Annotated in this window: 26 protein-coding genes and 1 pseudogene; 14 read left to right on the forward strand and 13 right to left on the reverse strand. The window is 69.8% G+C overall.

The genetic code is table 11. The features are described from left to right. Positions 1 to 52: 52 nt before the first annotated feature. Positions 53 to 1993, forward strand: coding sequence for a transglycosylase domain-containing protein (locus tag DMC61_RS26125; protein ID WP_125692036.1), 1941 nt, complete (start codon positions 53 to 55; stop codon positions 1991 to 1993). Between the two features lie 33 nt (positions 1994 to 2026). Here DMC61_RS26125 and DMC61_RS26130 read toward each other — a convergent pair whose 3' ends face one another. Beyond that, positions 2027 to 2683, reverse strand: a complete 657-nt coding sequence (locus DMC61_RS26130; RefSeq protein ID WP_125692038.1) for an O-methyltransferase — start codon at positions 2681 to 2683, stop codon at positions 2027 to 2029. Between the two features lie 32 nt (positions 2684 to 2715). Further along, positions 2716 to 3543: an ABC transporter ATP-binding protein gene (locus DMC61_RS26135; protein ID WP_016336361.1), complete on the reverse strand. Its 828-nt coding sequence runs from the start codon at positions 3541 to 3543 to the stop codon at positions 2716 to 2718. Between the two features lie 128 nt (positions 3544 to 3671). On the opposite strand from DMC61_RS26135, the gene DMC61_RS26140 reads away from it, so the two are divergent. Continuing rightward, positions 3672 to 4988: a PLP-dependent aminotransferase family protein gene (locus DMC61_RS26140; RefSeq protein ID WP_125692439.1), complete on the forward strand. Its 1317-nt coding sequence runs from the start codon at positions 3672 to 3674 to the stop codon at positions 4986 to 4988. A 27-nt stretch (positions 4989 to 5015) separates the two neighbouring features. Here the strand turns inward: DMC61_RS26140 and DMC61_RS26145 are convergent, their stop codons facing one another. The 3 genes from DMC61_RS26145 to DMC61_RS26155 form a co-directional block, all read right to left on the reverse strand. Beyond that, positions 5016 to 6824 carry a hypothetical protein gene (locus tag DMC61_RS26145; RefSeq protein WP_125692040.1) on the reverse strand — a complete coding sequence of 603 codons (1809 nt, stop codon included), beginning with the start codon at positions 6822 to 6824 and terminating at the stop codon, positions 5016 to 5018. 111 nt (positions 6825 to 6935) lie between these two features. Continuing rightward, positions 6936 to 8909: an SDR family oxidoreductase gene (locus tag DMC61_RS26150; protein ID WP_125692042.1), complete on the reverse strand. Its 1974-nt coding sequence runs from the start codon at positions 8907 to 8909 to the stop codon at positions 6936 to 6938. 58 nt (positions 8910 to 8967) lie between these two features. Next, positions 8968 to 9186 (reverse strand): hypothetical protein, encoded by a 219-nt coding sequence (locus DMC61_RS26155; RefSeq protein WP_039922712.1) that lies wholly within the window; start codon positions 9184 to 9186, stop codon positions 8968 to 8970. A 197-nt stretch (positions 9187 to 9383) separates the two neighbouring features. On the opposite strand from DMC61_RS26155, the gene DMC61_RS26160 reads away from it, so the two are divergent. Then, positions 9384 to 10607: an NAD(P)/FAD-dependent oxidoreductase gene (locus DMC61_RS26160; RefSeq protein ID WP_125692044.1), complete on the forward strand. Its 1224-nt coding sequence runs from the start codon at positions 9384 to 9386 to the stop codon at positions 10605 to 10607. Positions 10608 to 10684: 77 nt separating this feature from the next. Here DMC61_RS26160 and DMC61_RS26165 read toward each other — a convergent pair whose 3' ends face one another. Next, positions 10685 to 11929, reverse strand: coding sequence for a Bcr/CflA family multidrug efflux MFS transporter (locus DMC61_RS26165; protein ID WP_125692046.1), 1245 nt, complete (start codon positions 11927 to 11929; stop codon positions 10685 to 10687). A 230-nt stretch (positions 11930 to 12159) separates the two neighbouring features. On the opposite strand from DMC61_RS26165, the gene DMC61_RS26170 reads away from it, so the two are divergent. The 6 genes from DMC61_RS26170 to DMC61_RS26195 are packed head-to-tail and all read left to right on the forward strand — an operon-like array spanning position 12160 to position 18672. After that, positions 12160 to 13020, forward strand: a complete 861-nt coding sequence (locus DMC61_RS26170) for a fumarylacetoacetate hydrolase family protein (RefSeq protein WP_125692048.1) — start codon at positions 12160 to 12162, stop codon at positions 13018 to 13020. Further along, positions 13020 to 14321, forward strand: a complete 1302-nt coding sequence (locus DMC61_RS26175; protein WP_016336354.1) for an enolase C-terminal domain-like protein — start codon at positions 13020 to 13022, stop codon at positions 14319 to 14321. Before DMC61_RS26170 ends, DMC61_RS26175 begins: the two co-directional genes overlap by 1 nt. Next, a complete protein-coding gene (locus DMC61_RS26180; RefSeq protein WP_125692050.1) occupies positions 14318 to 15079 on the forward strand; it encodes an SDR family NAD(P)-dependent oxidoreductase in 762 nt (253 codons plus the stop codon). Before DMC61_RS26175 ends, DMC61_RS26180 begins: the two co-directional genes overlap by 4 nt. Before the next feature lie 25 nt (positions 15080 to 15104). Next, complete coding sequence (locus DMC61_RS26185) at positions 15105 to 16142, forward strand: sugar ABC transporter substrate-binding protein (protein ID WP_233594952.1); 1038 nt, start codon at positions 15105 to 15107, stop codon at positions 16140 to 16142. Next, complete coding sequence (locus DMC61_RS26190) at positions 16139 to 17659, forward strand: sugar ABC transporter ATP-binding protein (protein ID WP_125692052.1); 1521 nt, start codon at positions 16139 to 16141, stop codon at positions 17657 to 17659. The genes DMC61_RS26185 and DMC61_RS26190 overlap by 4 nt, the downstream gene beginning before the upstream one ends. Then, positions 17656 to 18672 carry an ABC transporter permease gene (locus DMC61_RS26195; protein WP_016336350.1) on the forward strand — a complete coding sequence of 339 codons (1017 nt, stop codon included), beginning with the start codon at positions 17656 to 17658 and terminating at the stop codon, positions 18670 to 18672. Before DMC61_RS26190 ends, DMC61_RS26195 begins: the two co-directional genes overlap by 4 nt. A gap of 110 nt (positions 18673 to 18782) precedes the next feature. On the opposite strand, the gene DMC61_RS26200 is transcribed toward DMC61_RS26195, so the two are convergent. Continuing rightward, positions 18783 to 19493: a FadR/GntR family transcriptional regulator gene (locus DMC61_RS26200; RefSeq protein ID WP_063274964.1), complete on the reverse strand. Its 711-nt coding sequence runs from the start codon at positions 19491 to 19493 to the stop codon at positions 18783 to 18785. 106 nt (positions 19494 to 19599) lie between these two features. Between DMC61_RS26200 and DMC61_RS26205 the strand changes: the two genes are divergently transcribed. Genes DMC61_RS26205 through DMC61_RS26215 form a run of 3 tightly spaced genes read left to right on the forward strand, consistent with a single transcriptional unit; the run spans position 19600 to position 21691 of the window. Next, positions 19600 to 19902 (forward strand): L-rhamnose mutarotase, encoded by a 303-nt coding sequence (locus DMC61_RS26205; RefSeq protein ID WP_063274963.1) that lies wholly within the window; start codon positions 19600 to 19602, stop codon positions 19900 to 19902. After that, positions 19899 to 20870, forward strand: coding sequence for an aldo/keto reductase (locus DMC61_RS26210; RefSeq protein ID WP_125692054.1), 972 nt, complete (start codon positions 19899 to 19901; stop codon positions 20868 to 20870). The genes DMC61_RS26205 and DMC61_RS26210 overlap by 4 nt, the downstream gene beginning before the upstream one ends. Continuing rightward, positions 20867 to 21691: an amidohydrolase gene (locus DMC61_RS26215; protein WP_125692056.1), complete on the forward strand. Its 825-nt coding sequence runs from the start codon at positions 20867 to 20869 to the stop codon at positions 21689 to 21691. Before DMC61_RS26210 ends, DMC61_RS26215 begins: the two co-directional genes overlap by 4 nt. 108 nt (positions 21692 to 21799) lie before the next feature. Here DMC61_RS26215 and shbA read toward each other — a convergent pair whose 3' ends face one another. From shbA to DMC61_RS26235, 4 genes are all read right to left on the reverse strand, one after another. Continuing rightward, entirely contained in the window at positions 21800 to 22456 is a 657-nt protein-coding gene (gene shbA, locus DMC61_RS26220) for an RNA polymerase sigma factor ShbA (protein WP_233594953.1), read from the reverse strand. Between the two features lie 250 nt (positions 22457 to 22706). Continuing rightward, entirely contained in the window at positions 22707 to 23009 is a 303-nt protein-coding gene (locus DMC61_RS26225; RefSeq protein ID WP_125692058.1) for a DUF202 domain-containing protein, read from the reverse strand. Beyond that, a complete protein-coding gene (locus DMC61_RS26230; protein WP_125692060.1) occupies positions 23006 to 23356 on the reverse strand; it encodes a YidH family protein in 351 nt (116 codons plus the stop codon). Before DMC61_RS26230 ends, DMC61_RS26225 begins: the two co-directional genes overlap by 4 nt. A 173-nt stretch (positions 23357 to 23529) precedes the next feature. Continuing rightward, positions 23530 to 23985, reverse strand: coding sequence for a GtrA family protein (locus DMC61_RS26235; protein WP_125692062.1), 456 nt, complete (start codon positions 23983 to 23985; stop codon positions 23530 to 23532). A gap of 172 nt (positions 23986 to 24157) precedes the next feature. On the opposite strand from DMC61_RS26235, the pseudogene DMC61_RS26240 reads away from it, so the two are divergent. Beyond that, positions 24158 to 24358 (forward strand): annotated as a pseudogene (locus tag DMC61_RS26240) (hypothetical protein); the annotation flags it as partial. Positions 24359 to 24454: 96 nt separating this feature from the next. Next, positions 24455 to 24766: a hypothetical protein gene (locus tag DMC61_RS26245; protein ID WP_016336340.1), complete on the forward strand. Its 312-nt coding sequence runs from the start codon at positions 24455 to 24457 to the stop codon at positions 24764 to 24766. 30 nt (positions 24767 to 24796) lie between these two features. Here DMC61_RS26245 and DMC61_RS26250 read toward each other — a convergent pair whose 3' ends face one another. After that, positions 24797 to 25921 (reverse strand): glycerate kinase, encoded by a 1125-nt coding sequence (locus DMC61_RS26250; protein ID WP_125692064.1) that lies wholly within the window; start codon positions 25919 to 25921, stop codon positions 24797 to 24799. Continuing rightward, positions 25918 to 26883, reverse strand: a complete 966-nt coding sequence (locus DMC61_RS26255; RefSeq protein WP_125692066.1) for a D-glycerate dehydrogenase — start codon at positions 26881 to 26883, stop codon at positions 25918 to 25920. Before DMC61_RS26255 ends, DMC61_RS26250 begins: the two co-directional genes overlap by 4 nt. Between the last annotated feature and the right edge of the window lie 44 nt (positions 26884 to 26927).

The following is a 26927-nucleotide window of genomic DNA, read 5'->3' on the forward strand; positions in this document are numbered from 1 at the left end:
GGTTCGGTGACTTTCCCACAACCTTTTCACTCGTTCGGGCGTCTAACCTGGCGTGGAAAACCCGGATGAGGCAGACGCACCCGAGTCGGAGACCACGGCCACCCCGGAGCCGAAAGGGAAGAAGCGCAGGTGGCGCAAGATCGCCGCCTGGACGCTCGGCCTGGTGATCGGCATCCCGGTCGTCGCGTTCGGGCTCGCGTACGTCCTGCTCGACGTCCGCAGCCCGCAAGAGGTCCTCGCCGACCTCGACAAGACCGTGGTCCTGCAGAACGCGGACGGATCCGAGCTGCTCAAGGTCGTCCCGCCCGGCGGCGACCGGCTGTTCGTGCCCTACGACGCCGTCCCCGCGAAGCTGCGCGACGCGATCATCGCGACCGAGGACCCGACCTTCTGGGACAACGAGGGTTTCGATCTCACCGGGCTCGGCCGCGCGCTGGTGACCGGCGTCGGCGGCGGCTCGGGGATCACCCAGCAGTACATCAAGAAGTCCACCGGCAACGAGGACGCCACCCTCACGCGGAAGTTCTCCGAACTCGTGCTCGCCACGAAGATCACCCAGCAGCAGACCAAGAAGGAGATCTTCGAGAGTTACGTCAACATCATCTCGTTCGGCCGCGGCACCTACGGCCCGGCTTCGGCGATGAACGCCTACTTCGGCCGCAAGCTCGACGACTCGATGACCTGGAGCGAAGCGGCCTTCCTCGCGGGGATGATCCAGTCTCCTTCGGTGCACGACCCGTACGCATCCAGCCACGAGCACGCGATGAAGCGCTGGTCCTACGTGGTGAACAAACTGGTCGCGCGTGGCTACGTCAGCCAGGCCGAGGCGGTCTCCATGACCTATCCGGAGGACGCGATCCAGGCGCCGTCGGAGACCCGCGCCGGTCGCGTCACCTACGAGCAGTACCACATCAAGCAGCAGGTCCTCGCCGAACTCGAGCAGGTCGGCTACCCGCTCGACCGGCTCCGCGGTGGCGCGATGAAGGTCGAGACGACCATCGATCCACGTGCCCAGGCCGAAGCCGAGAAGGCGGTCAAGGACCGGTTGAAGGGACAACCGGAGCACTTCCGCGCGTCGCTGGTCGCCGTCGAACCCGGGACCGGGGCCATCCGCGCCTACAACGGCGGCGGCTGGAGCGTGCACGACTACGCGGGCACCCCGTACGGCACCGGCACGGCTTTTCAGCCGCTCATCCTCGCCGCCGGGCTCGAACGGGGGGTGAACGTGGACGAACCGCTGAAGGCGCCCGCGTCGGTCGATTTCCTCGGCGAGACCTTCGAGTTCCAGGACCAGTGCGGCGAAACCGGGAAGTGCACGCTGCGCGAGGCGATGGGGCGAGGGGCTCAGGGCCCGTTCGTCGACCTGGCGAAGAAGCTCGGCGCGGAAGCGGTTCGGGAAGGCGCCCGCGCGGCCGGGATCCCCGAGTCCGTCGACGGCGCGGTGACCCTGCGCGAGAAGGACGGATTCCTGATCGGGCCGGGGATCGCGGTCGGCCGGTATCCCTTACGCCCCAGTGACATGGCCGGTGCCTACGCGACCTTCGCTGCCGGCGGTGTGCGCGCCACGCCGCATCTGGTGTCGAAGATCCGGGACGAGAACGGCGAAGTCGTGTGGGAACGGCCGTCGGACAAGACGCCCGCGTTCCAGGGCGACGAGGCGCTGAGCCGCCGGATCGCGGGCACGATGAGCCAGGTGCTGGCCACCGGCCTGAAGGATCGTCCGGCGGCGCTGAAGACCGGCGACTTCCAGTTCAACGAGACGGACGACAACGCGGGCGGCTGGGCGGTCGGGTACACGCCGCAGCTCGCGACCGCGGTGTGGGTCGGCTCCGACGAGCCGCGCCGGATGCGGGACGCCGCCGGGGAGAAACTGACCGGCCGGACACTTCCGGCGGACATGTGGCAGCGCTTCATGAGCGGTGTCCATCGAGGACAGCCGGCGCGGTGGCCGGACGGTTCCGAGCCGCGTCCCGCCACGACGGCGCCGCGGTGAGGTCCGCGTGATCAGCGTCTGATCACGCGGCCGTCAGGGCTTCACGAGCACGACGGTCAGCCCGTCGTAGCCCTTGCTGCCGACCGTCTGGATCGCCGTCGCGTCGACGCGGGGCTCGGCGGCGATCATCTCGTGGAGCCGCCTGATCCCTTGGACGTTCGGGTCTTCGCTGGCGGCATCGGTCACCGCGCCACCGCGGACGACGTTGTCGACCACGATCACGCCGCCGGGCCGGACGAGCTTCAGCGACGCCTCGAAGTAGGCCGGGTTGTTGACCTTGTCGGCGTCGATGAACGCCAGATCGATCGGGCCCTCGACCGACGGCAGCAGGTCCAGCGCCTTGCCGACCCGGACGTCGACCAGCCCGCCGAGCCCGGCCGCGTCGATGTTGCGGCGCGCGACCTCGGCGTGCTTCGGGTCGTATTCAAGCGTGACGAGCCTGCCCTGCGGCGGCAGCGCGCGGGCGAGCCAGATCGTGCTGTACCCGCCGAGCGTGCCGATCTCCAGGATGGACCGGGCGCCGATCATCCTCGCCATCAGGTTGAGCAGTTTGCCCTGGTTCGGCGCGACGGCGATCGACGGCAGCCCGGCCTCGTCCGACGCCTTCCGCGCGCCGTCGAGGGCGGGGTCGGACGGGACGAGCACCCCGGACAGATAGTCGTCCACTTCGGACCACAGTTGCTGTGACATGGCACCTCCGCCGCCAACGTACTCCGAGGTGATCAGGCGGCGCGGCGTCCGGCTTTCGGGATCACCAGCGGGGTGCCGGTCTCCGGGCACGGCATGACCCGGCAGGGCAGCTCGAAGATCTTTTCGACGTTGGCGGCGGTCACGACCTCTTCGGGCGCGCCGGTCGCGAGGACCTCTCCGCCGCGCATCGCGATCATGTGCGTCGCGTAGCGGGCGGCGTGGTTGAGGTCGTGCAGCACCGCGACCAGTGTCCGCCCCTGCTGCTGGTGCAGTTCCGCGCACAGGTCGAGGATGTCCATCTGGTGCGCGATGTCCAGATAGGTCGTCGGCTCGTCGAGCAGCAGGAGATCGGTCTCCTGCGCCAGCGCCATCGCCATCCACACGCGCTGCCGCTGACCACCCGACAGCTCGTCGACCAGCCGTTCGGCGAGATCGTCGACGCCGGTGGCGCGCATGGACTCCGCGACCACGGTGGCGTCCTCACGGGACCATTGGCGCAGCAGGCGCTGATGCGGGTACCGGCCGCGCGCGACGAGGTCCGCGACGGTGATGCCGTCGGGGGCGATCGAGCTCTGCGGCAGCAGGCCGAGCCGCCGGGCGACCTCCTTGGCGGGGAAGGAGCTGATCACCTGGCCGTCGAGGAACACCGAACCCTTGCGCGGTTTGAGCATCCGCGCCAGCGCGCGCAGCAGGGTCGTCTTGCCGCAGGCGTTCGGCCCGACGATGACGGTGAACGACCGGTCGGGGATGACCACCCCGAGGTCTTCGGCCACGGTCCGGCCGTCGTAGGCGAGCGTCAGCGCGTCCGCGTGCAGACGGGACGTCGTGCTCTGCTCGGTGAGGGTTTCCACGGTCTCCACGCAGGTTAGGCTAACCTAGGAGGCCGCCGTTGTGGTGTTCCGTAGGTCGCAGTCGGCTCACGACGTGCTTCGATGGCATCATCCCGAGTGCAATCGCGTGAATGCACTCGGTGCGATCGAAGGGCGGCATGGAGGACTACCGGATAGTCGCGGACGAGATCTCCGCCGACGTCGAGGCGGGCAGGCTCCGGCCCGGCGACAGGCTGCCCCCGCAGCGGCGCTTCGCCAGGGAACGCGGGATCGCGAACTCGACCGCCGCGAGGGTCTACGGCGAACTCGTCCGGCGCGGCGTCGTGGTCGGCGAGGTCGGCCGGGGGACGTTCGTCCGCGCCGCGCGGCCGCCGCTGGAGACCGCGCTCGCCGAACCGGGCGATGCGACGGTCGACCTCGAACTCAACTTCGCCGTCCTGCCGGACCAGTCGGCGCTGGTCGGGAAGGCACTGGAGCCGCTCCTGCGCGAAGACGTCCTGACAGCGGCGCTGCGGCCGGGAAGCGTCTCGGGCTCGAAGCAGGCGCGTGACGCCGTCGCCGGGCTGATCGCGAAGGAGGGCTGGACGCCGGAGATCCTCTTCGCCGGAAGCGGGCGCCAGGCCATCGCGGCCGCCATCGCCGCCTTCGTGCCGATGGGGGAACGGCTCGCCGTCGAAGCCATCACCTACCCCGTGGTCAAGGCGCTCGCCGGGCGGCTCGGCGTCCAGTTGGTCCCCATCGAGACCGACGACCTGGGGCTCATTCCCGAAGCGCTCGAAGCCGCGTCCGTCCGCGCGCTGTACGTCCAGCCGACCCTGCACAACCCGCTCGGGTCCACAATGGACGAAACGCGGCGGATCGAGCTGGCGGAAACCGTGCGCCGGATGGACATCCCGGTGATCGAGGACGGGATCTACACCTTCCTGCGGCCCGAGGTCCGCCCGTTCGCGGCGTACGCGCCGGAACGCACGGTGTTCACCGACAGCATGTCGAAACGGCTCGCCCCGGGGCTGACCACCGGCTTCCTCGCCGTGCCGGCGGCTTGGACGGAACGGCTCGCCGCGGCCGTGCGCTCGGGCGGCTGGGTCGCGCCCCGGTTCGCGGTCGAAGCCGCCACCCGGTGGATCACCGGCGGCACGCTGGAAACCGTCGAACGGGCGAAACGGCTCGACGCCGCGGAACGCCAGCGGCTGACGGCGGAACGCCTGGCCGGGTTCACCCTGCGCGCCGATCCGCAGGCGTATCACTGCTGGTGGGAGCTCCCGGAACACTGGCGCGCCGAGACCTTCGTCGCCGCGGCCGCGCGCCGCGGGATCGCGGTCACCCCGGCGGCCGCGTTCGCCGTCGTCCCCGGGCACGCCCCGAACGCGGTGCGGCTCGCCGTCTCGTCACCGCCACTCGACACGCTCGGGTCCGCTTTGGACGTCCTCGCCGGACTCGCCTCCGGCCGCCCCGAGGACGCCGGCGTCGAGTGACCCACCGCATTCAGAGGACGAAATGCGTCAGGGGCGGGGTGCCCACTTGCCGATGAAGCTGCCGCAGGTGACGGTCTGCCCGGTGAGCCGCGCCCGCAGCGCGTTCTCCAGCCCGAGGTAGTCGAAGATCGGCGCGTCCTCGGCGACCTGCGCGGGTACCGGCCCGCCCTTGGCCAGGGCCGGCATGCTCACGGTCTGGAACAGCACCAGGTAGTCGCCGTCGCGGTTGAGCCCGTCGGCCGTCGCGAGCATGCGTTCCGGGGCATCGGCGACGATCTCCAGCGGCAGCGGCCACTCCAGCGGGAACGGGTTGCGCAGGCCGAAGGCGGGATAGGCGAACGGGTTGTCGGGCAGCACGGCCGTGCGCCCGGCGGGGAAACGCGTGACGCAGTCCTGGATCTGCGAGATGTAGGTGTAGGTGCCCGGATTCGTCCGGATACCGCGCATCGACGGCGTCACCGTGCCGAGGTCGCCCGTCAGCTTCTCGTGCGCCATGTCGAGGTACGCGGCTTCGTCGTGATGCGCGACCACGGCCCAGCCCGACGCCAGCACCGCGACCAGGCCCATCGCCGTGGCACCCACGAGCCCGATCAGGCGAGGCGGTTCCGGCAGGGGCGGCAGCGCGTCCGCGAGCAGCAGGATCGCCGTCAGCGCCAGTGTCCCGGTGAACAACGTCGGGGTGTCGTTGCCCCACGACAGGCTGGTCATGAAGCCGGTCGCGAAGACCAGCGCGCCCATTCTCGGGAAGCGCCGCGTCGCCGCCCAGTTCACCAGGAGCGCGACGCCGAGGATCCACCAGAGCACGTCCGCCCAGCGCGACGCGCCGGTGAAATGCCCGTCGACGACGGTGCCGACCACCACCGCCACCCCCGCGAGGAGCAGTAGCCGGGCGAGGAGCGCCCCGGCGAAACCGGCGCGGTCGCGGAAGATCCCCAGCAGGGCGAGGAACACGCCGGCGATCAGGAAGAAGGTCAAGCCCCGCACGGGCGGCCGCAGCAGGGACGCGGGATTTTCCAGCCACAGCCCGAGAAGCCGCTCGCCGTACGCGGGCAGACCGCCGGTGAGCTGCTCGGCCATCGCGCCGAGCCCGCCGTCGAGGGTGACGATTCCGACGTAGAAGACCAGGAAAGCGCCCAGCGCCAGCAGATCCCAGACCAGCCGCCCCCACCAGCGGCCGGTGCGGAACGCTCCCTCGCGCAGCGACGGGTGCAGCAGCAGCCAGCACAGCGCGATCAGCGGCACCGGCGCGAAACTCTGCTTGACGAACACCGAGGTGCCCAGCAGCACCAGGCCGAGCCGTCGTGGCCACGCCTTGCCGTTGCGCAGCCCCGAATCCAGCGCCCAGGCGCCGCACGCGGTCAGGAAGATCCCGTCGATCGTGTGCCACGCCATCAGCGGGAACGCGTTGAGGTTCAGCAGCGACGCGGCCGCCGTCAGCCCGGTGAGCCCCGGCCCCCAGTCACGGACGCGGCGGCGGGTGACCAAAACCGCGAACGCGATGGTCGCCAGGATGATCTCCAGCATGCTGAGCACGCTGGAGACGAAGAACAGCGGTCCCGGCACCACGAAGTCGACGATGTGCAGGTACGCCGAACCCAGCGGCCGTGCGGAGATGATGTCGGAATGCGGCACTTCTCCGTGCCGCACCCGCCAGGCCTGGGCGAGGATGAAACCCTGGTCCGACGGGTGGAAACCGAAGCGCCCCACCCGGAGTTCGGTGGCGACGGCGAGCGCGAGCACCCAGGCCGCGTGCAGGGAAAGCCGCAGCACTGTCCTGGACGGACGTACCACCTCCGCGTCCGGTCCGGTCGACAGCGGGGGACTGGCGACGTCCACACTGCCCCTTCCCGGTCGTCCTGCCTCGGCCCGTGCCCGCCGACCCCCCGGCGTATCGGAAACCGATGGTAGCGGCCGGGGGCGTCCCCCGATCGAGCCCCGGGCGGGACGTCAGGGACGACGGCGCCAGACCAGCCGGGTGACCGCGCCCGCCACCGAGGCGAGCGGGGCCTTCCGGGGCAGGCCACGGGATTCCGGCGCGGACTCGGGCATCGCGCGGTAGACGAGGTGGGCGAAGAACCGGGCGGTCTTCGGTGCGACGAGCGTCACCAGCTCGGCGGCCGTACCCTCCGGCAGGTTCAGGATCTCCGGCCGTTTCTCCAACGCCTTCACCACGAGGGCGGCGGCGCGTTCGGGCGAGCTCGACGGCATGCCGCGATAGGAGCCGGTCGGGGCGATCATGTCGGTGCGCACCAGCGGCATCCGGACCGAGGTGAAGGTGACGCCGTCGGAAAGCGTTTCCCGCCCGGCGGTCAGCCCGAACTCCTCCAGTGCGGCCTTCGAGGCCAGGTAAGCGGAAAACCGCGGGGTGTCGGTCTGGAGTCCTTGGGTGGTCACGTTGACGACGTGGCCGAAGCCGCGCGCGGTCATCGACGGCAGCAGGCCCAGCGTCAACCGCACGGGGCCGAAGTAGTTGATCGCCATCGTGCGCTCGAAGTCGTGGAACCGTTCGGTGGACAGCGAAAGCGACCGCCGGATCGAGCGGCCCGCGTTGTTGACCAGCATGTCGACGGCGCCGTGCGCGGCGAGCACGTCCTTGACCAGAGCGTCGACGGCGCCGCCGTCGGTGAGGTCGCACGGATACGCCGACGCCTTGCCTCCCGCCGCGACGATCTGCTCGCGGACCTCTTCGAGTTCGTCGGCGCGCCTGGCCACGAGGATCACTTCGCCGCCCCTCGCGGCGACGGCCAGCGCGGACGCGCGCCCGATACCCGAAGACGCGCCGGTGATGAGGATCTTGCGGCCGTCGAGCGGTTCCGGCCCGGGACGGCGGCGGCCGCGGTCGGGATCCAGGTGTGCGAGCCAGTACCGGTAGAGCGGACCGGCGTACTCCTTCAACGGGGGCAAGGTGATCCCGCTGCCTTCGAGCGCTGCTGTGGTGGCGCTCGTGTCGAAGTCGACCTCCATGCTCAAATGCGGCAGCACTTCGAGCGGGATGCCGAGTTCCGCCAGCACCGCCGCGCGGGCCGATCGCCCGCCGGGGACCCGGTCGAATCCGGCGGCCGCGGATTTCGCCAGCCGGGTGCCGGCGCGCTTGAGCGCCCCGGACGGCCGCGAGGGGAGGACGGCGGAGATCTTCGGCCCGCCCGCGGCCCGCGCGAAGGCGTTGTAGACCTCGTGCAGCGGCTGGGGGCGGGGCGACGCGAGGTGATACGTGCTGCCGCTGGGCGCGTCGACGTGCATGAGGTGTTCCATCGCTTCGACGACGTAGTCGACCGGAACGAGGTTCGTGGCGCCGAGATCCGGGGCGGCCAGCGGAAGACGGCGGGGCAGCGCGGCGAGCCGCGAGATCGCGGGGAGGAAGTAGTACGGACCGTCGATCTTGTCCATCTCACCGGTGCGCGAATCACCGGCCACGGCGGACGGCCGGTACACGCGGAACGGCGTTTTCCCGTGCCTTCGCACGAGTTTCTCCGCTTCGAACTTCGTCGCGTGGTACGGCGACGCGAAGCTCTGGCCGAGGTCGAAGTCGGCCTCGGTGAACCGCCCGGCGTACTGCCCGGCGACCGCGATCGACGAGACGTGGTGGAAGAGCCCGGCCTTCGCGGCGGCGGCGAACTCCAGGACGTTGCGGGTGCCGTCGACGTTGGCCGCACGGTTCGCCGCTTCGTCCGCGGTGAGGTCGTAGATCGCGCCGAGATGCACGACGTGGTCAAGGGGGCCCAGGCGGGCGGGATCGATGCCCAGCGAGGGTTCGGTCAGATCGCCGGTGACGGGAACGAGCTTCTCGTGGCTCGGGAGCTTCCCGCGTGAGGTCTCCCTCACGAGTACGTGGACGGCTACGGTCTCGGGTCGCCGTAGTAGGCGCGCGACCAGGCGTTTTCCCAGAAAACCCGTCGCGCCCGTCACGAAGTAGGTGGTCATGGCCGGCTCCTTCCGAACGGAGCCGACTCTACCTACTCAGAAGTAGGAACGGTAGTTGTCATTCACTGTGGTCCGGATGTTCGGCCACCGCGACCACGGCGTCGCGGAGCGCGGCGCGCAGGCGCCCCACGTCCAGCGGCCCGAGTACGGCGGCCTCTCCGGGCGGCGCCACGAGCACGATCTTGTCGCTGCTCACGAACACCGTCACGTCCCTGCGCCTGCCCGCGAGATCCCGGCAGCCGACCGACCATTCGTCCCGGGGTGCCAACGTCCTCATCCTCCCGTATCCCATGATCTCCCTTTCTTCATCCGAGGCTGGGACGAGGCGCTTTGGGGGGCGTGACGCCGGTTACCCCACATTCCTACTGATGGGTTAACCGATACCGCGTTTCGTGATCGACTTCCGCTTTCGCTAGGCCGGACGGGGAGAGACGGGAGTAGCGTCCGGGGGAGGGACTGCTTGGGAGGTCATGGATGTCCGAACCCAGGAAGATCGTCATCGTCGGCGCCGGTCTCGCCGGGGCGACGGCCGCCGGAGCGCTGCGAGAACGCGGCTACGAGGGTGAGATCGTGCTCCTCGGCACCGATACGCATCGCCCGTACGAATTGCCGCCCTTGTCCAAAGGACTTCTGCTGGGAAAGGCCGATGAACCCGACTGGGTGCACGGCGAAGGTTTCTACGGCGAAAAGGACATCGCGTTCCGGAGCGGCGTCACCGCGACCAAGATCGAGCTCGGCGCGCGGCTCGTGCACGACGACGCGGGCGGCGAACACCGCTTCGACCGGCTCGTGCTCGCGACCGGCTCCCGGCCGCGCTCGCTGCCGGTGCCCGGCGCGGATCTGCCGGGGCTGCGGACCCTGCGCACCCTCGACGACGCGCTGGCGCTCCGCTCGGCGTTCAAGGACGCGCGGCGGGTGGTGATCGTCGGCGCGGGCTGGATCGGGACGGAGGCCGCGGCGGCCGCCAGGGAACACGGCGCCGAGGTGACCGTGGTCGACCAGGTCGGCTCGCCGTTGCTCGCGGTGCTGGGCGAGCAGGTGTCCGGCGTCTTCAAGGACCTCCACACCCAGCATGGAGTGAACTGGCGGCTGGGTGAAGGCGTCGAGGGCTTCACCGGTGACGCCGACGGGGTGACCGGTGTCCGCCTTCGGAGTGGTGACGAACTCCCCGCCGACGTCGTGCTGGTGGCCGTCGGCGCCGCGCCGCGGGTCGACCTCGCGCACGCCGCCGGGCTGGAACTGTCCGACGACGGCGGTGTCTGCGCCGACGCCGGCCTGCGGACGGCCGCGCCCGACGTCTACGCGATCGGCGACATCGCCGCGCATTTCCACCCCCGCTACGGAAAACGCGTCCGCGTCGAGCACTGGTCGAACGCGAAGTGGCAGGGCGAGCACGTCGCGGGGAACCTGCTGGGGGAGAACGAGCCGTATCTGCGGAGCCCGTATTTCTTCTCGGACCAGTACGACCTCGGATGCGAGTACCGCGGTCTCGCCGATCCCGAAACCGACGAGCTGGTGGTGCGGGGCGATCTCGCGGCGCGGGACTTCACCGCGTTCTGGCTGCGGGACGGGCAGGTGGCCGCCGCGATGAACGTCAACCAGTGGGATGACGGGGACGCCTTGAAGGCTCTGGTGGAGGGGCGCGCGGCGGTGACCGCGGAGCAGTTGAGGACCGCTGACCTCACTTCGCTCGTGTGACCCCTTCGGATGCTAGGAAAGGACCGTTCCTTGCAAAATTTGCAAGGAACGGTCCTTTCCTAGCGTTTGAAGGCGAGTCAGGCCGCCTGGACGACCAAGGCCCGCGAAGGCCGCGTCATGGTCCCGAAGGCCAGCAGCGCGAGCACGCCGAAGCCCGCCATCACGATCCCCATCGGGACCGCGGTGCCCGGACCGCCCAGCCCGACCAGCGGCGTCGCCAGCCCGCCGACGACGAACTGCAGCACGCCGAGCAGCGCCGACGCCGAACCGGCGGACCGCGCCTGTTCGGCGAGCGCGAGCGAGCTCGCGTTCGGTGCGACCATGCCGATACTCGACACCAGGATGAACAGCGGGATCAGCAGCCCGATCAGCCCGAGGTCCAGCACCGTCGCGGCCAGCACGCCGAAGCCGGCCACCGCCGCGACGACCAGGCCGACGGTCAGCAGCGTCCGCTCCGGGAAACGTCCGACGATGCGCCCGTTCAGCTGCCCGACGGCCACGATGCCGATGCCGTTGAGCCCGAACACCAGGCTGTACGCCTGCGGGCTGAGCCCGTAGACGCCCTGCAGCGCGAAGGACGAGCCGGAGATGTAGGCGAACAGGCTGCCGAACATCAGCCCCGAGGCCAGCGCGTAGCCGAGGAAGCCGCGATCGCGGAGCAGGCTCGCGTACTTCCGCAGCACCGAGCCGAACCGTGCGGGCGTGCGGCGCTCCTCGGGCAGGGGTTCCGGCAGCAGGAAGAAGACGACGGCGAGCAGGAGCCCGCCGAACACGGTCAGGCAGACGAACACGCCGCGCCACGACGTCCAGTTCAGGATCTGGCCGCCGATGATCGGCGCCAGGATCGGGGCGAGCCCGTTGACCAGCATGAGCAGCGAGAAGAACTTCGTCATCGCGGTGCCGGAGTAGAGGTCGCGCACGGTCGCCCTGGCGATCACGATGCCCGCCGCGGCACCGAAGGCCTGGACACCGCGCGCGGCGATGAGCAGTTCGGCGGTCGGCGCGACGGCGCACAGGATCGAGCCGACCATGTAGAGCGCGAGCCCGGCCACGAGCGGTTTGCGGCGGCCGATCGCGTCGGACAGCGGTCCGAGGATCAGCTGGCCGATGGCGAGCCCGATGATGAACGCGCTGAGCGTGAGCTGCACGGTCGCGTCCGCCGCGCGCAGTTCGCCCGCCATCTGCGGCAGCGCGGGCAGGTACATGTCGATGGACAGGGGCCCGAAGGCGGACAGGCCGCCGAGGATCAGGACGAACCGGGCGCGTCCGGTCGTGAGAGGGCGCGCGACGGTTTCTTCCACTCGCTCGGGCGCGATGGTCATGCTCTTCCTTTCCCCAGCCAAGGTTCCGCGAGGAACAACTTGCTTAGAGTAGGTAACTATTCCCCCTGTGATTCTCGCCACCCCCACTTCGCAAGACTGATCCGATCAATTTTCCGGACAAATCCGAGTGGCCCCTAGATCTCGTCGGAGGTCGTCGGGTATACATCGGATGTCTGTTCGTTGCTGTTGGAGCCGTTGATTGTTGACGGTTCGGCTGGAAGGGAAAATCCGTGCAGCTGTTGCGACTCGGGGAGCCGGGAAGTGAGCGTCCGTTCGTACGTGCCGGGGACGGCACGCTGCGCGACCTCTCGGCGCTGACCGCCGACATCGATGGCAGCTTCTTCGCGGGCGACGGTGTCGCCAGGGTCGCGGCCGCGCTGGCCGCCGGTGAGCTGCCCGAAGCAGGCCCTGAATTCGCGCAGGCCAGGGTGGGTGCGCCGATCGCGCGGCCGGGCAAGGTCGTCTGCATCGGCCTCAACTACCGGCAGCACGCCGAGGAATCCGGCGCCGAGGTCCCCGCCGAGCCCGTCGTGTTCATGAAGGCTCCCGACGTCGTCGTCGGCCCGGCGGACGACGTGCTCGTTCCGCGCCGCTCGACCAAGACCGACTGGGAGGTCGAGCTCGGCGTCGTCATCGGCAAGACCGCGCGCTACCTCGAAAGCACCGAAGAGGCCCTGGAGTACGTCGCCGGCTACACCGTCTCGAACGACGTGTCCGAGCGCGAGTTCCAGCTCGAACGCGGCGGCACCTGGGACAAGGGCAAGTCGTGCGAGAACTTCAACCCGCTCGGCCCGTGGCTGGTCACCGCCGACGAGGTGGCCGACCCGCAGGACCTCGGCCTGCGGTTGTGGGTCAACGGCGAGAAGAAGCAGGACTCGTCGACCAAGGACATGATCTTCACGGTCGCCGAGATCGTGCACTACGTGAGCCAGTACATGGTGTTGCGCCCCGGTGACCTCATCAACACCGGCACCCCGCAGGGAGTCGCGCTCGGCCAGCCCGAGCCCAAGCCGTACCTGACCGAAGGCGACGTCATCGAGCTCGAAATCGACGGCCTCGGCCGTCAGCGTCAGAACGTCAGGCAGGCGTGATGGCGAAGATCGTGGGCATGGAGGTGCTCGACGTCCGCTTCCCGACTTCGCGGGAGCTGGACGGTTCGGACGCCATGAACCCGGACCCGGACTACTCGGCCGCTTACGTCGTGCTGCACACCGACGGCGGCCCGGACGGCTACGGGCTCGCCTTCACCATCGGACGCGGCAACGACGTCCAGGCCGCGGCGATCCGCGCGCTGGAACCGCATGTCGTCGGCAGGGACGTGCCCACCGACGCCGCCGCGCTCGGTGACCTGTCGCGGGCATTGGTCGGCGACTCGCAACTGCGCTGGCTCGGCCCGGAAAAGGGTGTCGCGCACATGGCGATCGGCGCGGTGGTCAACGCCGCCTGGGATCTCGCCGCGCGGATCGCCGGGCTCCCCGTCTGGCGGTTCGCCGCCGGGATGTCGCCGGAGGAGCTGGTCTCCCTCGTCGACTTCCGGTATCTCTCCGACGCGCTGACCGAACAGGAGGCGCTCGACATCCTCCGCGCCGCCGAACCTGGCCGCGCGGAACGGATCGCCAAGATCGAGCGCGACGGCTATCGCGCGTACAGCACGTCCCCCGGCTGGCTCGGCTACTCGGACGCGAAACTGGTCCGGCTCGCCGAACAGGCCGTCGCGGACGGCTTCGAGATGATCAAACTGAAGGTCGGCGGGAATCTCGAGGACGACGTCCGCCGGATGAAGCTCGCCCGCGAGACCGTCGGCCCGGACATCCGGGTCGCCGTCGACGCGAACCAGCGCTGGGACGTCTCGACCGCGATCACCTGGATGACCGCGTTGGCGCCGTACGACCCGTACTGGATCGAGGAACCCACCTCGCCGGACGACGTGCTCGGGCACGCCGCGATCGCCAAGGCGCTCGCCCCGATCCGGGTGGCCACCGGCGAGCACGTGCAGAACCGCGTGGTGTTCAAGCAGTTGCTGCAGGCCGGCGCGATCTCGGTGCTGCAACTCGACGCGGCCAGGGTCGGCGGGTTCAACGAGAACCTGGCGATCCTGTTGCTGGCGGCCAAATTCGGGGTCCCGGTCTGCCCGCACGCCGGCGGGGTCGGGCTGTGCGAACTCGTCCGGCATCTGTCGATGTTCGATTTCGCGGCGGTGTCCGGGAGCGACACCGACCGGTCCATCGAATGGGTCGACCACCTCCACGAGCACTTCACCGATCCGGCCGCCGTCGTCGACGGCCGCTACGTCGCCCCGTCCGCGCCGGGTTTCTCGGCCAGGATGCACGACGCGACCTTGCGCCGGTTCACCTTCCCCGACGGTCCAGAGTGGACGGAGACAAACCAGTGAGTGAGTTCGAAGGCCTCGTCGCCGCCGTCACCGGCGGTGCCTCGGGAATCGGCAGGGCCACCGCCGACCTGCTCGCCGCGCGCGGGGCGAAGGTCGCGGTGCTCGACCTGAATCCCGGCGACCTTCCCGAGGGCCTCACCGGATTCCGCTGCGACGTCGGCTCCGACGAGGAGGTCCGCTCGGCGATCGCCGCGGTCGCCGAGCGGTTCGGCGGGCTCGACGTCCTGGTCAACAACGCGGGCATCGGCGCGCAGGGCGACGTCACCGCCAACGGTGACGACGAATGGCACCGGGTGCTCGACATCAACGTCGTCGGCATGGTGCGGCTCGCGCGGGCGGCGTTGCCGCATCTGAAGAACTCGCGCTCGGCCGCGATCGTCAACACCTGTTCGATCGCCGCGTGGGCGGGCCTGCCCAACCGCGCGCTGTACTCGGCCAGCAAGGGCGCGGTGCTCTCGCTGACCCTGGCGATGGCGACCGACCACCTCGCCGACCGGATCCGCGTCAACTGCGTCTGCCCCGGCACCGCGGACACCCCGTGGGTCGGCAGGCTGCTCGACGCCGCGGGCGATCCGGAGGCCGAACGCGCCGCGCTCGCCGCCCGTCAGCCGATGGGCAGGCTGGTCACCGCGGACGAGGTCGCGAACGCGGTGGTGTACCTCGCCAGCCCGCTGTCGGCTTCGACCACCGGCACGGCGCTCGCCGTCGACGGAGGGATGTACGGGCTGCGTCCGCGCGGCCCGGTCCACCACCAGTAGTTTCGCTGCCATCAAGGAGGATGCGGTGCGTACGAGGGTGATCAAGGTGGCCGCCGCGGCCACCGCGCTCGGGCTGGCCCTTTCGGCTTGCGGGTCCACCAAAGACAACGCGCCGCAGCCCGGCGCGGGTGGGGGCGGCAAGGTCGGCGCGACGATCCCGTTGCTGACCTCGCCGTTCTGGCAGGCCTACAACAACTACGTACCGCTGAAGGCGAAGGAACAGGGCGTCGAGGCGTTACCGACGGTCAACGCGGACAGCGACCCGGCGAAGCAGATCACCGACATCAACACCTTGCTCAACCAGGGCGTCAAGGGTCTGGTCGTGACCCCGCTGGACTCCGCCGCCGTCGTGGCGGGCCTCAAGGCGGCGGAGAACAAGGGGGTCCCGGTGGTGGCGGTCGACGTCGCGCCGGAGGGCGGCAAGGTCGCGATGGTGGTGCGCGCGGACAACAAGGCGTACGGCACCAAGGCGTGCGAGGCGATCGGCGCGAAGGTCACGTCGGGCAAGGTCGTGCAGGTCATGGGCGACCTCGCCTCGGTCAACGGCCGCGACCGGTCCGAGGCGTTCCGGCAGTGCATGAAGACGAAGTTCCCCGGCGTCCAGGTGCTGGAGGTCGCCGCCGAATGGAAGGCGGACAAGGCCTCGTCCGGCCTGGACAGCCTGCTGACCGCGAACCCGGACATCAAGGCCGTGTACATGCAGGCGGGCGGCGTGTACCTGGCGCCGACGCAGCAGGCGCTCAAACGCAAGAACCTCTACTTCCCGGTCGGCGACCCGAAGCACGTGGTGCTGGTCAGCAACGATGGCATCCCCCAAGAGCTGGCCGCGATCCGCGCGGGCGAACTCGACGCGACCGTCTCGCAGCCAGCCGACGACTACGCCAAGTACGGCATGTACTGGATCAAGAAGGCGATGGCGGGGGAGACCTTCAAGGCGGGGCCGACCGATCACGGCAGCACCGTCGTCGAGGTCCGGCCGGGGATCCTCGAAGACCAGCTCCCCGCGCCCGTCGTCACCAAGGACAACGTGGACGACAAGGCGCTCTGGGGGAACAACCTGTGAGCGCGCTGCCCGCCGGGTCCGCCGCCGTGCCGGTGGTCAGCGCACAGGGTGTCGGCAAACGCTACGGACCGACCGTGGCGCTGTCCGACGTCAGCCTCACCGTGCACCCCGGCGAGTCGCACGCGCTCGTCGGCCGCAACGGGGCCGGGAAATCGACGCTCGTCTCCATCCTCACCGGACTGTCCAAAACGGACACCGGACATGTCGAGTTCGGCGGCGTCCCCGCGCCGCCCTTGTCCAAACAGGACGACTGGAAACGCGCGGTCGCCTGCGTCTACCAGCACGCGATGGTCGTCCCGCAGCTGACCGTCGCGGAGAACCTGTTCCTGAACCGCCAGTCCGGCAAGGGGTTCGCGATCGGCTGGCAGCGGTTGCGCCGTCAGGCACGGGAACTGCTCGACTCCTGGGGCGTGGGGGTCGACGTCGAAACCCCGGCCGGCGAGCTTTCGGTGGAGGACCGGCAGTTCGTCGAGATCGCCAGGGCGCTCTCCTACGGCGCCCGGTTCATCGTGCTCGACGAGCCGACGGCGCAGCTGGACAGCCAGGCGATCGACCGGCTCTTCGCGCGGATGCGGCAGATGCAGGCGAACGGGGTGACGTTCCTGTTCATCTCGCATCACCTCCACGAGGTGTACGAGGTCTGCCAGGCGGTCACCGTGCTGCGCGACGCCAAGCACATCCTGACCGCGCCCGTTTCGGAGGTCGGCCGTGCCGAGCTGATCGACGCGATGACCGGCGAACAGGGCGGGCTTTCCGTCCGTGACGCCTCCACGCGCGAGGCACTGGACGCGGACGCCGCCGAGGTCCTGGCCGTCGACGGGCTTTCCGGTGACGGGTTCGACGACGTCACGTTCCGGATCCACCGCGGCGAGGTGATCGGGCTCGCCGGCAGCAACGCCAGCGGCAAGCATCAGGTCGCCGAAACCGTGTACGGACTGCGTTCGCCGTCCTCCGGCACGGTCCGGGTGGACGGGAAACCGCTGAAGCCGGGCGACATCCCGGCCGCGATCCGCGCCGGGATCGGTTGTGTGCCGAGGGATCGCCATCACGAAGGACTGGTGCTGGAGCACTCCATCGCGGACAACGCCACACTGTCCATTTTGGATCGCATGGGCAAAGGCGGTCTCGCGGCACCGGGCGCGCGGTACGGCCGGGCCGTGCGGGCGTTGCGGGACTACGACATCGTCGCGGCCGACGCGGACCAGCCGGTGTCCGACCTTTCCGGCGGCAACCAGCAGAAGGTCGTCCTGGCCCGCGCGCTGGCCGGTGATCCGCGCCTGGTGGTGCTGATCAACCCGACCGCGGGCGTGGACGTGAAATCGAAGGAGGCGCTGCTCGCGGTCGTCGACCGGGTGCGCGCCGAGGGCAAGGCGGTGCTGATCGTCAGCGACGAGCTGGACGATCTCCGCCTGAGCGACCGGGTGCTGGTGCTGCGCGCCGGTGCCGTGGTCGCCGAACACCCGGCGGGCTGGTCCGACGGCGACCTGGTGGCCGACATCGAAGGAGTCGAGCGGTGACCGAACTGATGACCGATCCGAAGACTTCGACGCTCGCGGCCCCGCCGAAGCGCCGGAAGTTCCGCTGGCTGCGCGAACTCGCGCTCGTGCCGGCGCTCGTCGTGGTGCTGATCATCGGAGGACTGATCAGCGACACGTTCCTGACCTTCGGCAGTATCGTCGGGATCTTGTCCGCCTCGGCCGCGCTGTCGATGGTGGTGCTGGGCGAGTCGCTCGTGCTGCTGACCGGGAAGTTCGACCTGTCACTGGAATCCACCATGGGCATGGCGCCCGCCTTGGGCGCGATGCTGGTCATCCCGGTGGCTTCTTCGGGTTTCGGCACCGAGATCCCCGGGTTCGCGGGCATCCTCGCCGTGCTGGTGGCCGGGGCCGCGGTCGGCTTCGTGAACGGTTTCCTGATCGTCAAACTGAAGCTGAACGCCTTCATCGTCACGCTCGCGATGCTGACGGTGCTGCGCGGCACGCAGATCGGTTCCACGCAGGGGAAGACGCTCTTCGACCAGCTGGACGTGTTCACCGCGCTGGCCACGACGACGTTCATCGGGCTGCCGATGTCGGTGTGGCTGGCCGCGGCGCTGTTCACCGTGTTCGGGCTGGGGCTGCGGTATCACCGGATCGGCCGGTCGCTGTACGCCATCGGCGGCAACCGGGAAGCCGCCCGGGCCGCCGGTATCCGCGTCGACCGGATCTCCTGGGGTGTCTTCGTCGTGGCCGGTGTGCTGGCCGCGCTCGGCGGGCTCGCGTACACCGGCTACGTCGGCGCCCTCGGTGCGGATCAGGGCGACGGATTGATCCTTCAGGTGTTCGCGGCTGCGGTGATCGGCGGTGTCTCACTGGACGGTGGGAAGGGCACGCTGGTCGGGGCGCTCACCGGCGTGCTGCTGCTGCAGACCGTCACCAACCTGCTGCAGGTGGCGCAGGTGCCGCCGGAATGGCTGAAGGCGATCTACGGCGTGATCATCCTGGTCGCGTTGATCATTTCGCGCTACGCCGGTGGGAAGGCCCAGACCTAGCCCCCTCGCCGAGGCAATGAACGGTCCTTTCCTTGCGAATTTTGCGAGGAAAGGACCGTTCCTAGCGCGCGAAGGGCCGGTTAGAGGGCGTGAGAGAGGAGAGAGCGGTGTCAGGAAGCTTCGGCGGCCGAAGTGGGGTCGTCGGCGGTGCCGAGCGCGTTGCGGAGCCATTGCTCCACCCCCGCCACGTGCACGGTGGCCCACGAACGCGCGAGTTCGGGCTCACGGGCCGCGATGGCCTCGTAGATCGCCGTGTGCTGCTCGCGGGTCTTCGCGACCGCGCCCTCCTGGGTGAGCCCGCGCCAGATGCGGGCGCGCGCGGTGGGGCCGGACAGGCTGTCCAGCAGCGAGCACAGCACCGGATTGCCGGAACCGTCGGCGATCTTGCGGTGGAACTGCAGGTCGTTGGCGACCAGCGCCTCCACCGTCGGCGAGTCGGCCAGTTCGTCGAGCAGGCGGCCTAGTTCCGCGATGTCCTCGTCGCTCATGTGCAGCGCGGCCAGCGCCGTCGCCGCCGGTTCGAGGATCCGGCGGACGGCGAGGAAGTCCAGCACGGTGTCGTCGCGGTGGAAGTCCACCACGAACGTCATCGCGTCGAGGAGGAGATTCGGTTCGAGGCTGGTGACGTACGTCCCGTCGCCCTGGCGGACGTCGAGCACGCGGATCAGGCACAGCGCCTTCACCGCTTCGCGCAGCGAACTGCGGGACAGGCCGAGCCGCTGGGCCAGTTCGGCCTCCTTCGGCAGCCTGTCGCCCGGAGCAAGCTCGCCGGAGATGATCATGTCCTTGATCTTGTCGATCGCGACATCGGTGACCGGCATGTTCCACCGCCCTCCCCGAAGACCTCGGATGTTTGAGTGTTAGTTGACAGAGTGCCATGTTTCGAATGAAGGAGGCGCGGTGACCCACGGTGTCGCACTACAAAGAGTGGCACTCCACACCCGGCTGAAGCCGGGCAAGGAGGCCGAATACGAGTCGGTCCACGCCGTCATCCCGCCCGATCTGGACGAAGCCCTGCGCGGTGCGGGCGTGCGTTCGTGGCGGATCTGGCGGGACGGTCTCGACCTGTTCCACGTGGTCGAGGTCGAGGACTACGCGAAGATGCGCGCGGTCCTGCGCGATCATCCGGCCAACATTCCCTGGCAGGCGCGGATGTCCGAACTGCTCGACGTCGAAGACGACTACTCGGGCAAGGATTCGGGAATCGGCCTCGTTTGGGAGCTTCCGTGAAGATCCCCCTGTCCCCGCTGGGGCTCGGCTGCGCGCAGCTGGGCAACCTGTACCACGCCATCACCGACGAGACGGCCGAAGCGACCGTCCGGCGGGCGTGGGACGAAGGCATCCGGTATTTCGACACCGCCCCGCACTACGGTCTCGGGCTGTCGGAACGACGGCTGGGCGCGGCGCTGTCGGCGTATCCCCGCGCGGACTTCGTCGTTTCGACCAAGGTCGGCCGTGTGCTGGAGCCCGATCCCGACGGCGCTTCGCGTACCGACTCGCAGGGTTTCGTCGTCCCCGCCGCGTACAAACGACGCTGGGACTTCAGCCGCGACGGGATCCTCCGGTCGCTTGAGGACAGTCTGGAGCGGCTGGGGCTCGACCGCGTCGACGTCGTCTACGTGCACGACCCCGACGAGCACTTCGAGGACACCGTCGACGGCGCTTTCCCCGCGCTGCTCGAATTGCGCGAACAGGGTGTCGTCGACGCCATCGGCGCCGGGATGAACCAGGCGCCGATGCTCGCCGAATTCGTCCGCCGCTTCGATCTCGACGTGATCCTGCTGGCGGGCCGGTACACCCTGCTCGACCAGCCCGCCCTCGACGATCTCCTCCCGCTGTGCGCGGAACGCGGGGTGGACGTGGTGGCGGGCGGCGCGTTCAACGCCGGGATCCTCGCCACCACGGAGCCGGGCACGATGTACGACTACGCCGAGGCTCCGGCCGAACTGGTCGAACGCGCCCAGCGGATCGCCGACGTCTGCGCGCGGCACGGTGTCGAGCTCCCGCAAGCCGCTTTGGCGCTGCCGGCCGCGCATCCGTCGGTGGTGTCCGTCGTCGTCGGCGCGCACGATCCCGGGCAGGTCCGGCTCAACGCCGAACGTTTCCGCCGCCCGGTGCCGCGCGAGTTGTGGGCGGACCTGATCCGTGCGGGACTGTTGCGTGAGGACACCGTGCTGAGGGAGGAAGGACAGCCGTGATCGACGCGCACCACCACCTTTGGGACCCGTCGCGACGGGATTACCCGTGGATGACCGGCACGGCGCTGGAACCGATCCGCCGTCCGTACACAGTGGACGACCTCCGCGCGGTGACGAAGGCGGCGGGGGTGAAGGGGACCGTGCTGGTGCAGACGGTCTCGTCGGAAGAGGAGACGCGCGAGTTCCTTTCGACGGCACGAGAAGAACCGCTGATCGCCGGCGTCGTCGGCTGGACCGACCTCACCGCCCCCGGCGTCGCCGAGCGCGTGGCCTCGTTTTCGGGGCCGTTGGTGGGAATCCGGCACCAGGTGGAGGACGAGCCGGACCCGTCGTGGCTGACGCGGTCCGACGTCCTGCGTGGTCTCGCCGCTCTCGGCGAGGCCGGGCTGGCGTACGACCTGCTGGTGAAACCGCCTCAGCTTCCCGCGGCCCTCGCCGTCGCGAAGGCGTTGCCGGACCAGGTTTTCGTGCTCGACCACGCCGCGAAGCCGCCGATCGCCTCGGGCGAATGGCAGCCGTGGGCGGACGGCGTCGCGGCCTTGGGGGAGCTGGACAACGTGTACTGCAAGCTTTCGGGACTCGTCACCGAGGCGGACTGGGCACGGTGGAAGGTGGGTCAGCTGGCGCGCTGGGCCGAACACGTGCTGGAGTCTTTCGGGGCTTCGCGGCTGATGTTCGGCTCCGACTGGCCGGTCTGCGAACTCGCGGCCGCGTACGAGGTCGTCGTGGACACGGCGTTTTCGCTGACGGGTTCGCTGAGCGATGCCGAGCGGCTGGAGTTCTTCGACGGGACGGCGCGGCGGGCCTATCGCCTTTCGTGAGACACGACGAAATCCCGGCGGGAAACGGGGAAAGGAAGAAAGTGGGCGGCGCGGGGACCGGGCGCCTGAGAACCGCCGATCGACGACCTGCGGCAGGGGGACGAAAGATCAGAACTCGTCCTGCTTGACCATCGTCCGCAGGCGGGCCAGTGCGCGGTGCTGCGTCACGCGCACGTTGCCGGCGGAGATCCCGAGCGCCTCGGCGGTTTCGGCGGCGGACAGGCCGACGGCGATGCGGAGGGCGAGGATCTCCTGCTGCACCCGCGGGAGGGTGGAGAGCAGGCGGTTGAGCCGGGCACCGAGGTCGAGGTGCAGGGCGTGGGTTTCGGGCTCGTTGTCGGCGATGGGCCGCTCGGGCAGTTCCGGGACCGGCTCCGACCGGTCACGGGAGACGGCGCGGTAGGCGTCGGCGACCTTGTTGGCGGCGATGGCGTGCACGAGATAGAGGAACGAACCGCCACGATCCTGGTAGCCGGGCAGCGCCTTCAGCACCGCCATGCACACTTCCTGCGCGACGTCGTCCGCCGACAGGTAGGACAGGTCGCGGCCGCCCATTCTGGCGCGGCAGTACCGGACCACGACCGGGCCGATCATCCGCAGCAGGGACTGGATGGCGGCGGGATTCCCGTCGCCCGCGTCCTTGACGAGGGGATCGAGGTCCTCCTTCGTCAGCCGTCCGCCCGGTCGAGGCAGGTTCTCCGGAGTCGTGTATCCGGGGACCGCATCGGGGGTGACGGTTCTGGACGCGCTTGAAGTTGCTTGCATGGTCGTCCTCCCCGGCCGACCCTGCGACCGTCGCTGTCGAGGGGTCAACACTCCGTAACGATTGAGGGCGGCAGATGCTCCGTAAGATCAGATTCATCTGCCGCCGTTGCGACGCAGCGTAATCGTAGGCGTCGATCGGACGGCAGTAAAGATTTCAACTAGAGATAGCCCATTCGCCGGAGTCGGCTTAATACAACCGAGACTCTGCGTCGCGAAAACAGGCTTCGGCGTCGCTGGATGTGCGCGGCGATTAGCGCACCGCGATCAAAGCGGCCGCGGTCGCTACGACGAGTGCCGACGTTGTGACAGCAAGGATCGGGTTAAGAGGTTTCGGGGTTTCCGGACGCCGCAGTGCTCGTTCACGGATCGCGCCGACGGCGGTCAAAGTGATCACCATGGCCCCCGCGAAGGCGACCGGGACGACCGCCGTGCCCCATCCTCGCCGGGCCGCGGTGTGCAGGAGCAGGAGTGTGCAGGCAGTAGCCGCGAGCGCGGTCCGGCGCCACGCGAGCCCGGTCCGTTCCGCTTGCGCTCCGTGATCGGACGGGTTCACGAGAAGACCACCAGCGCCGCCGCGGTCAGGGTGATCGCGAGGATTCCGGCGGTCAGCAGGAGCAGCATCCCGCTCTTCGGCAGCGGCCGTCCCGCGCGCATCGCGGTCTGCACCTGTCGCCAGCGCGGGTAGGCGCTCGCCGCGAGCACGGCGGCCAGTACGACACACAGCCCCGCCAGGACGGTGCTCAGCGCGCTCGGGTCGGGGACCAGTTGATGGACGGCGACGCCGCCGGCCAGAAGGCCCAGCGCCGTCCGGAGCCAGGCCAGGAAGGTCCGTTCGTTGGCGAGCGTGAAGCGGTAATCGGGTTCCGAGCCGCCGTCGTGCGGGCCGTTGATCTCTGCCACGCGATGAAGACTAGGCGGTGTCCGGCCGGCCTGCGCGCGGTCTTCGCGCCCAGGTCGCCCCTGACGGTACGGGCGGATGCGCCCGAGTACGACCCGGTACGAGGGCGATCCGCCCGCACCGCCAGGAGCCACCTGGATCACGAAGCCCATCGCGCAGGCCGGCCGGACACCGCCTAGGCGTTCCGGCGCGCGAAGACCCACCAGCGAAGGACCGCGAAGCGCGCGATGCCGCCCACGACGCTGGCCGCGAGCAGCGCGCCGGTCTGTTCCAGCGCGGTCGGCTCGGTGATCACCGCGTCGAGGGAGGCGAGCACGATCGAGCCGTACACGGCGTAGAAGGCGAAGGTCACCAGATCCTGGAAATGCCGCTTGCCCGCGTGACTCTTGCGGGTGGCGAAGGTGACCCGGCGGTGGAACTCGGTGTTCCCGACGGTGGTGACCGCGAGCGCGACCAGATTGGCCAACTGCGGGCCGAGGACCGGCTGCAGGAGAAGGAACAGCACCGCCTGCAGGCCGGTGGCGGCGACCCCGGCGACGACGTACCAAGCGGCATGGTTGCCGAGTTCGTGGTGCCGCTCCGGCGCGCGCCGGATGATCCGGTGCCCTGGCGCCCACCTGGTGGTGGTCATACCGACGACGCTACTCCTTGTTTCACAAACTTGTGAAGCTAATGAACCACCTGAGAAACTGTGATCCCCGCGACAGCGCCGCCGTTTGGCCTGCGGAGACGCCGGGTAAGCCACCGGGACGGGGTCGAGTACAGCACGCCCCGGGCAACGTCCGACCAGGAGGGAGCGGCCCATGAGCGATCGTGAGAGCGCGGAGCCGGAAACGCTGGATCCCAGTGAGGCGCTCGACGAGGACGAACTCCGTGTCGACCCGCTCGAAGAAGGGGTCGAACCGCCCGAGCACTGGAGTGGTGCCGACCGGTTCGGGACCACGCCGGCGGAGATCCGCGAAGGCGAGTCGCACGCCATGCGGCTGGCCGAAGAGGAGCCGGACGTCGGTGAAAAATGATCTTCACTCAGACGGCGGGCCGTGCCGACACCCCCTAGCGTGGTCGGTCAAGTGCAAGACCGCGACGAAGGAAGGGCAGAGATGCTGACAGTCACCGAAGCCGCCGCCGAGGCGATCACCGCACTGACCGGGCAGGAGAACGGCCAGGATGGAGGCGGGCTGCGGTTCGCCATGCACTCCCAGCAGGGGGACAGTCCTCAGCTCGCCGTTTCCGTCGCCCCGGAGCCGGAAAGCGGCGACAAGGTCCTCGGCGCCGACGGCGGCCCGAAGGTGTTCTTGGAGCCGGAGGCGGCCGAGTTGCTCGACGACAAGGTCCTCGACGTCCAGCAGGACGAAACCGGCGAAGTCGCCTTCGCCGTACTCCCGCAGGCTCAGCCCCAGCCCGGCAGCTGACCCCGCGGGTTCAGGCGTCGCTGCCCAGGCTCAACTACGGGCCCAAGTGCGGACCAGCTCGCCGGCCCGCTCGCGCAGGAGTTCCGCCGCGTGCGCACGCGCGTGGTCGAGCGAAGGCGCGTGGTCGATCAGGGCGGCGCTGCCCACGACTCCGAGGCCGGTGAGCTGGCTCTGGTCCAATTGGATCCGCCCGGCCAGCACCATCAGCGGCACCGCGTGCTCCCGCGCGCGGGCCGCGATACCCGCCGGAGCCTTGCCGTCGAGACTCTGCTCGTCCAGTGAGCCTTCACCGGTGATCACGAGGTCGGCGTGTTCGATGGCGCCGGCCACGCCGGTGAGCCCGGCGATGAGCTGGAACCCGGATTCGACGCTCGCGCCGAGTCCCGCGATCGCGCCCGCGGCGACCCCGCCGCCCGCGCCCGCTCCGGGAAGATCGGAGACGTCGGGCGCCCCGGCGCTCCGCAAAGCCTGCGCCCAGCGGGACAGGGACTCGTCCAGCTGCTCGACTTCGCGCGGGCCCGCGCCCTTCTGCGGGCCGAAGACCGCGGCCGCGCCACGGGGGCCGAGCAACGGGTTCGTGACGTCGGTGGCGACGGCGACCTCGACGGAGCCGAGCCGGTCACGCACCGGGCCGAGTTCGGCCAGCGCGACCCGGCTCAGCGTGCCGCCGCCGAGCCCGACCGGCGCGCCGAACGCGTCGAAGACCCCGGCACCCAGCGCCGCCAGCATCCCGGCGCCGCCGTCGGTGCTCGCCGTCCCGCCGACGGTCAGCACCAGCCGTCGCGCGCCGTTGTCGAGCGCGTGCGCGAGCAGTTCCCCGACGCCCCAGGTGTGCGCGGCGAGCGCCACCTCCGGGCTCGGCTCGACGAACTCGATCCCGCAAGCGCGGGCCGATTCGATGTAGGCCGTGCCGTCGAGGGTCACGTAGCGGGCGTCGACGGTGTCGTCGAGCGGCCCTCGGACGGGAAGTTCCACGAGGTGGCCGCCCGCCGCGAGGAGGACGTCGAGGGTTCCTTCGCCGCCGTCGGCGACCGGGCAGGACGAGACCTCGGCTTCGGGCAGCGCGTCGCGGACGCCGTGGGCGATCGCCTCCGCGGCCTCGACCGCGGTCAAGCTTCCCTTGAACTTGTCGGGCGCGATGACCACACGAGTCATGGACGAACCTCCGTCAGCGGGTTTCCGCCGGTGAGCACCGACGCGACGTTCTCGGCCGCGAGCACGGCCATGGCAGTACGGGTCTCGACCGTCGCCGATCCGAGATGCGGCGTCAAGACGACGTTTTCGCGGTCGAGCAGGCGCGGTTCGACCTCGGGTTCGGCTTCGAACACGTCGAGGCCGGCGCCGGCGATTTCCCCGGCTTCGAGCGCGTCGGCCAGCGCGGCCTCGTGGACGACCGGGCCGCGCGTGGTGTTGATCAGATACGCGCCCGGTTTCATCGCCTTCAACGCGTCCGCGTCGACGAGATGCCGGGTTTCCGGCGTCAGCGGACAGTGCAACGACACGACGTCGGAGCTTCGCAGCAGTTCGTCGAAGGGCACGTACTGCGCGCCCAGGGTCTTCTCGACGTCTTCGGCGGCTCTCGATCGTCCTGAGTAGACGATCCGCATGCCGAAACCGAGTGCCCGCCGCGCGACCGCCTGCCCGATCTGGCCGAGCCCGACGATCCCGAGTGTCTTGTCCTGCAGCGAAGAGCCGAGCAGGAAACCGAGATGGAACGACCAAGGGGTGCGGGAGCGGAGCAGCCGTTCGCCTTCGCCGAGCCGTCGCGTGACCGCGAGGATCAGCCCGAACGCCAGATCCGCGGTGGCGTCGGTGAGCACCCCGGGGGTGTTGGTGACGGTGATCCCGCGTCCGGCCAGCGCCGGGACGTCGATGTTGTCGTAGCCGACGGCCACGTTCGCCACGACCTTCAGATCCGGGCCCGCCGCGTCGGCGACGTCGCCGTCGATCCGGTCGTGCAGCATGCCGACGATCGCGGACGAGCCGCGGACGAACTCGCGCAGTTCGTCCGGCGTCAGCGGCCGGTCGGCGCGCGACAGTTTCACCTCCCCGGCCTCGGCGAGCACTTTCAGCGCTTCGTCGGGAATCCACCGGGTCACCGCGATCGTCGAGGTCACGCGCCCAGCCTAGTGTGCGGCGCTTGGTATCCCAAATACCGGAA

The organism is Amycolatopsis sp. WAC 04169, from assembly GCF_003947535.1.
Lineage (GTDB): Bacteria > Actinomycetota > Actinomycetes > Mycobacteriales > Pseudonocardiaceae > Amycolatopsis > Amycolatopsis keratiniphila.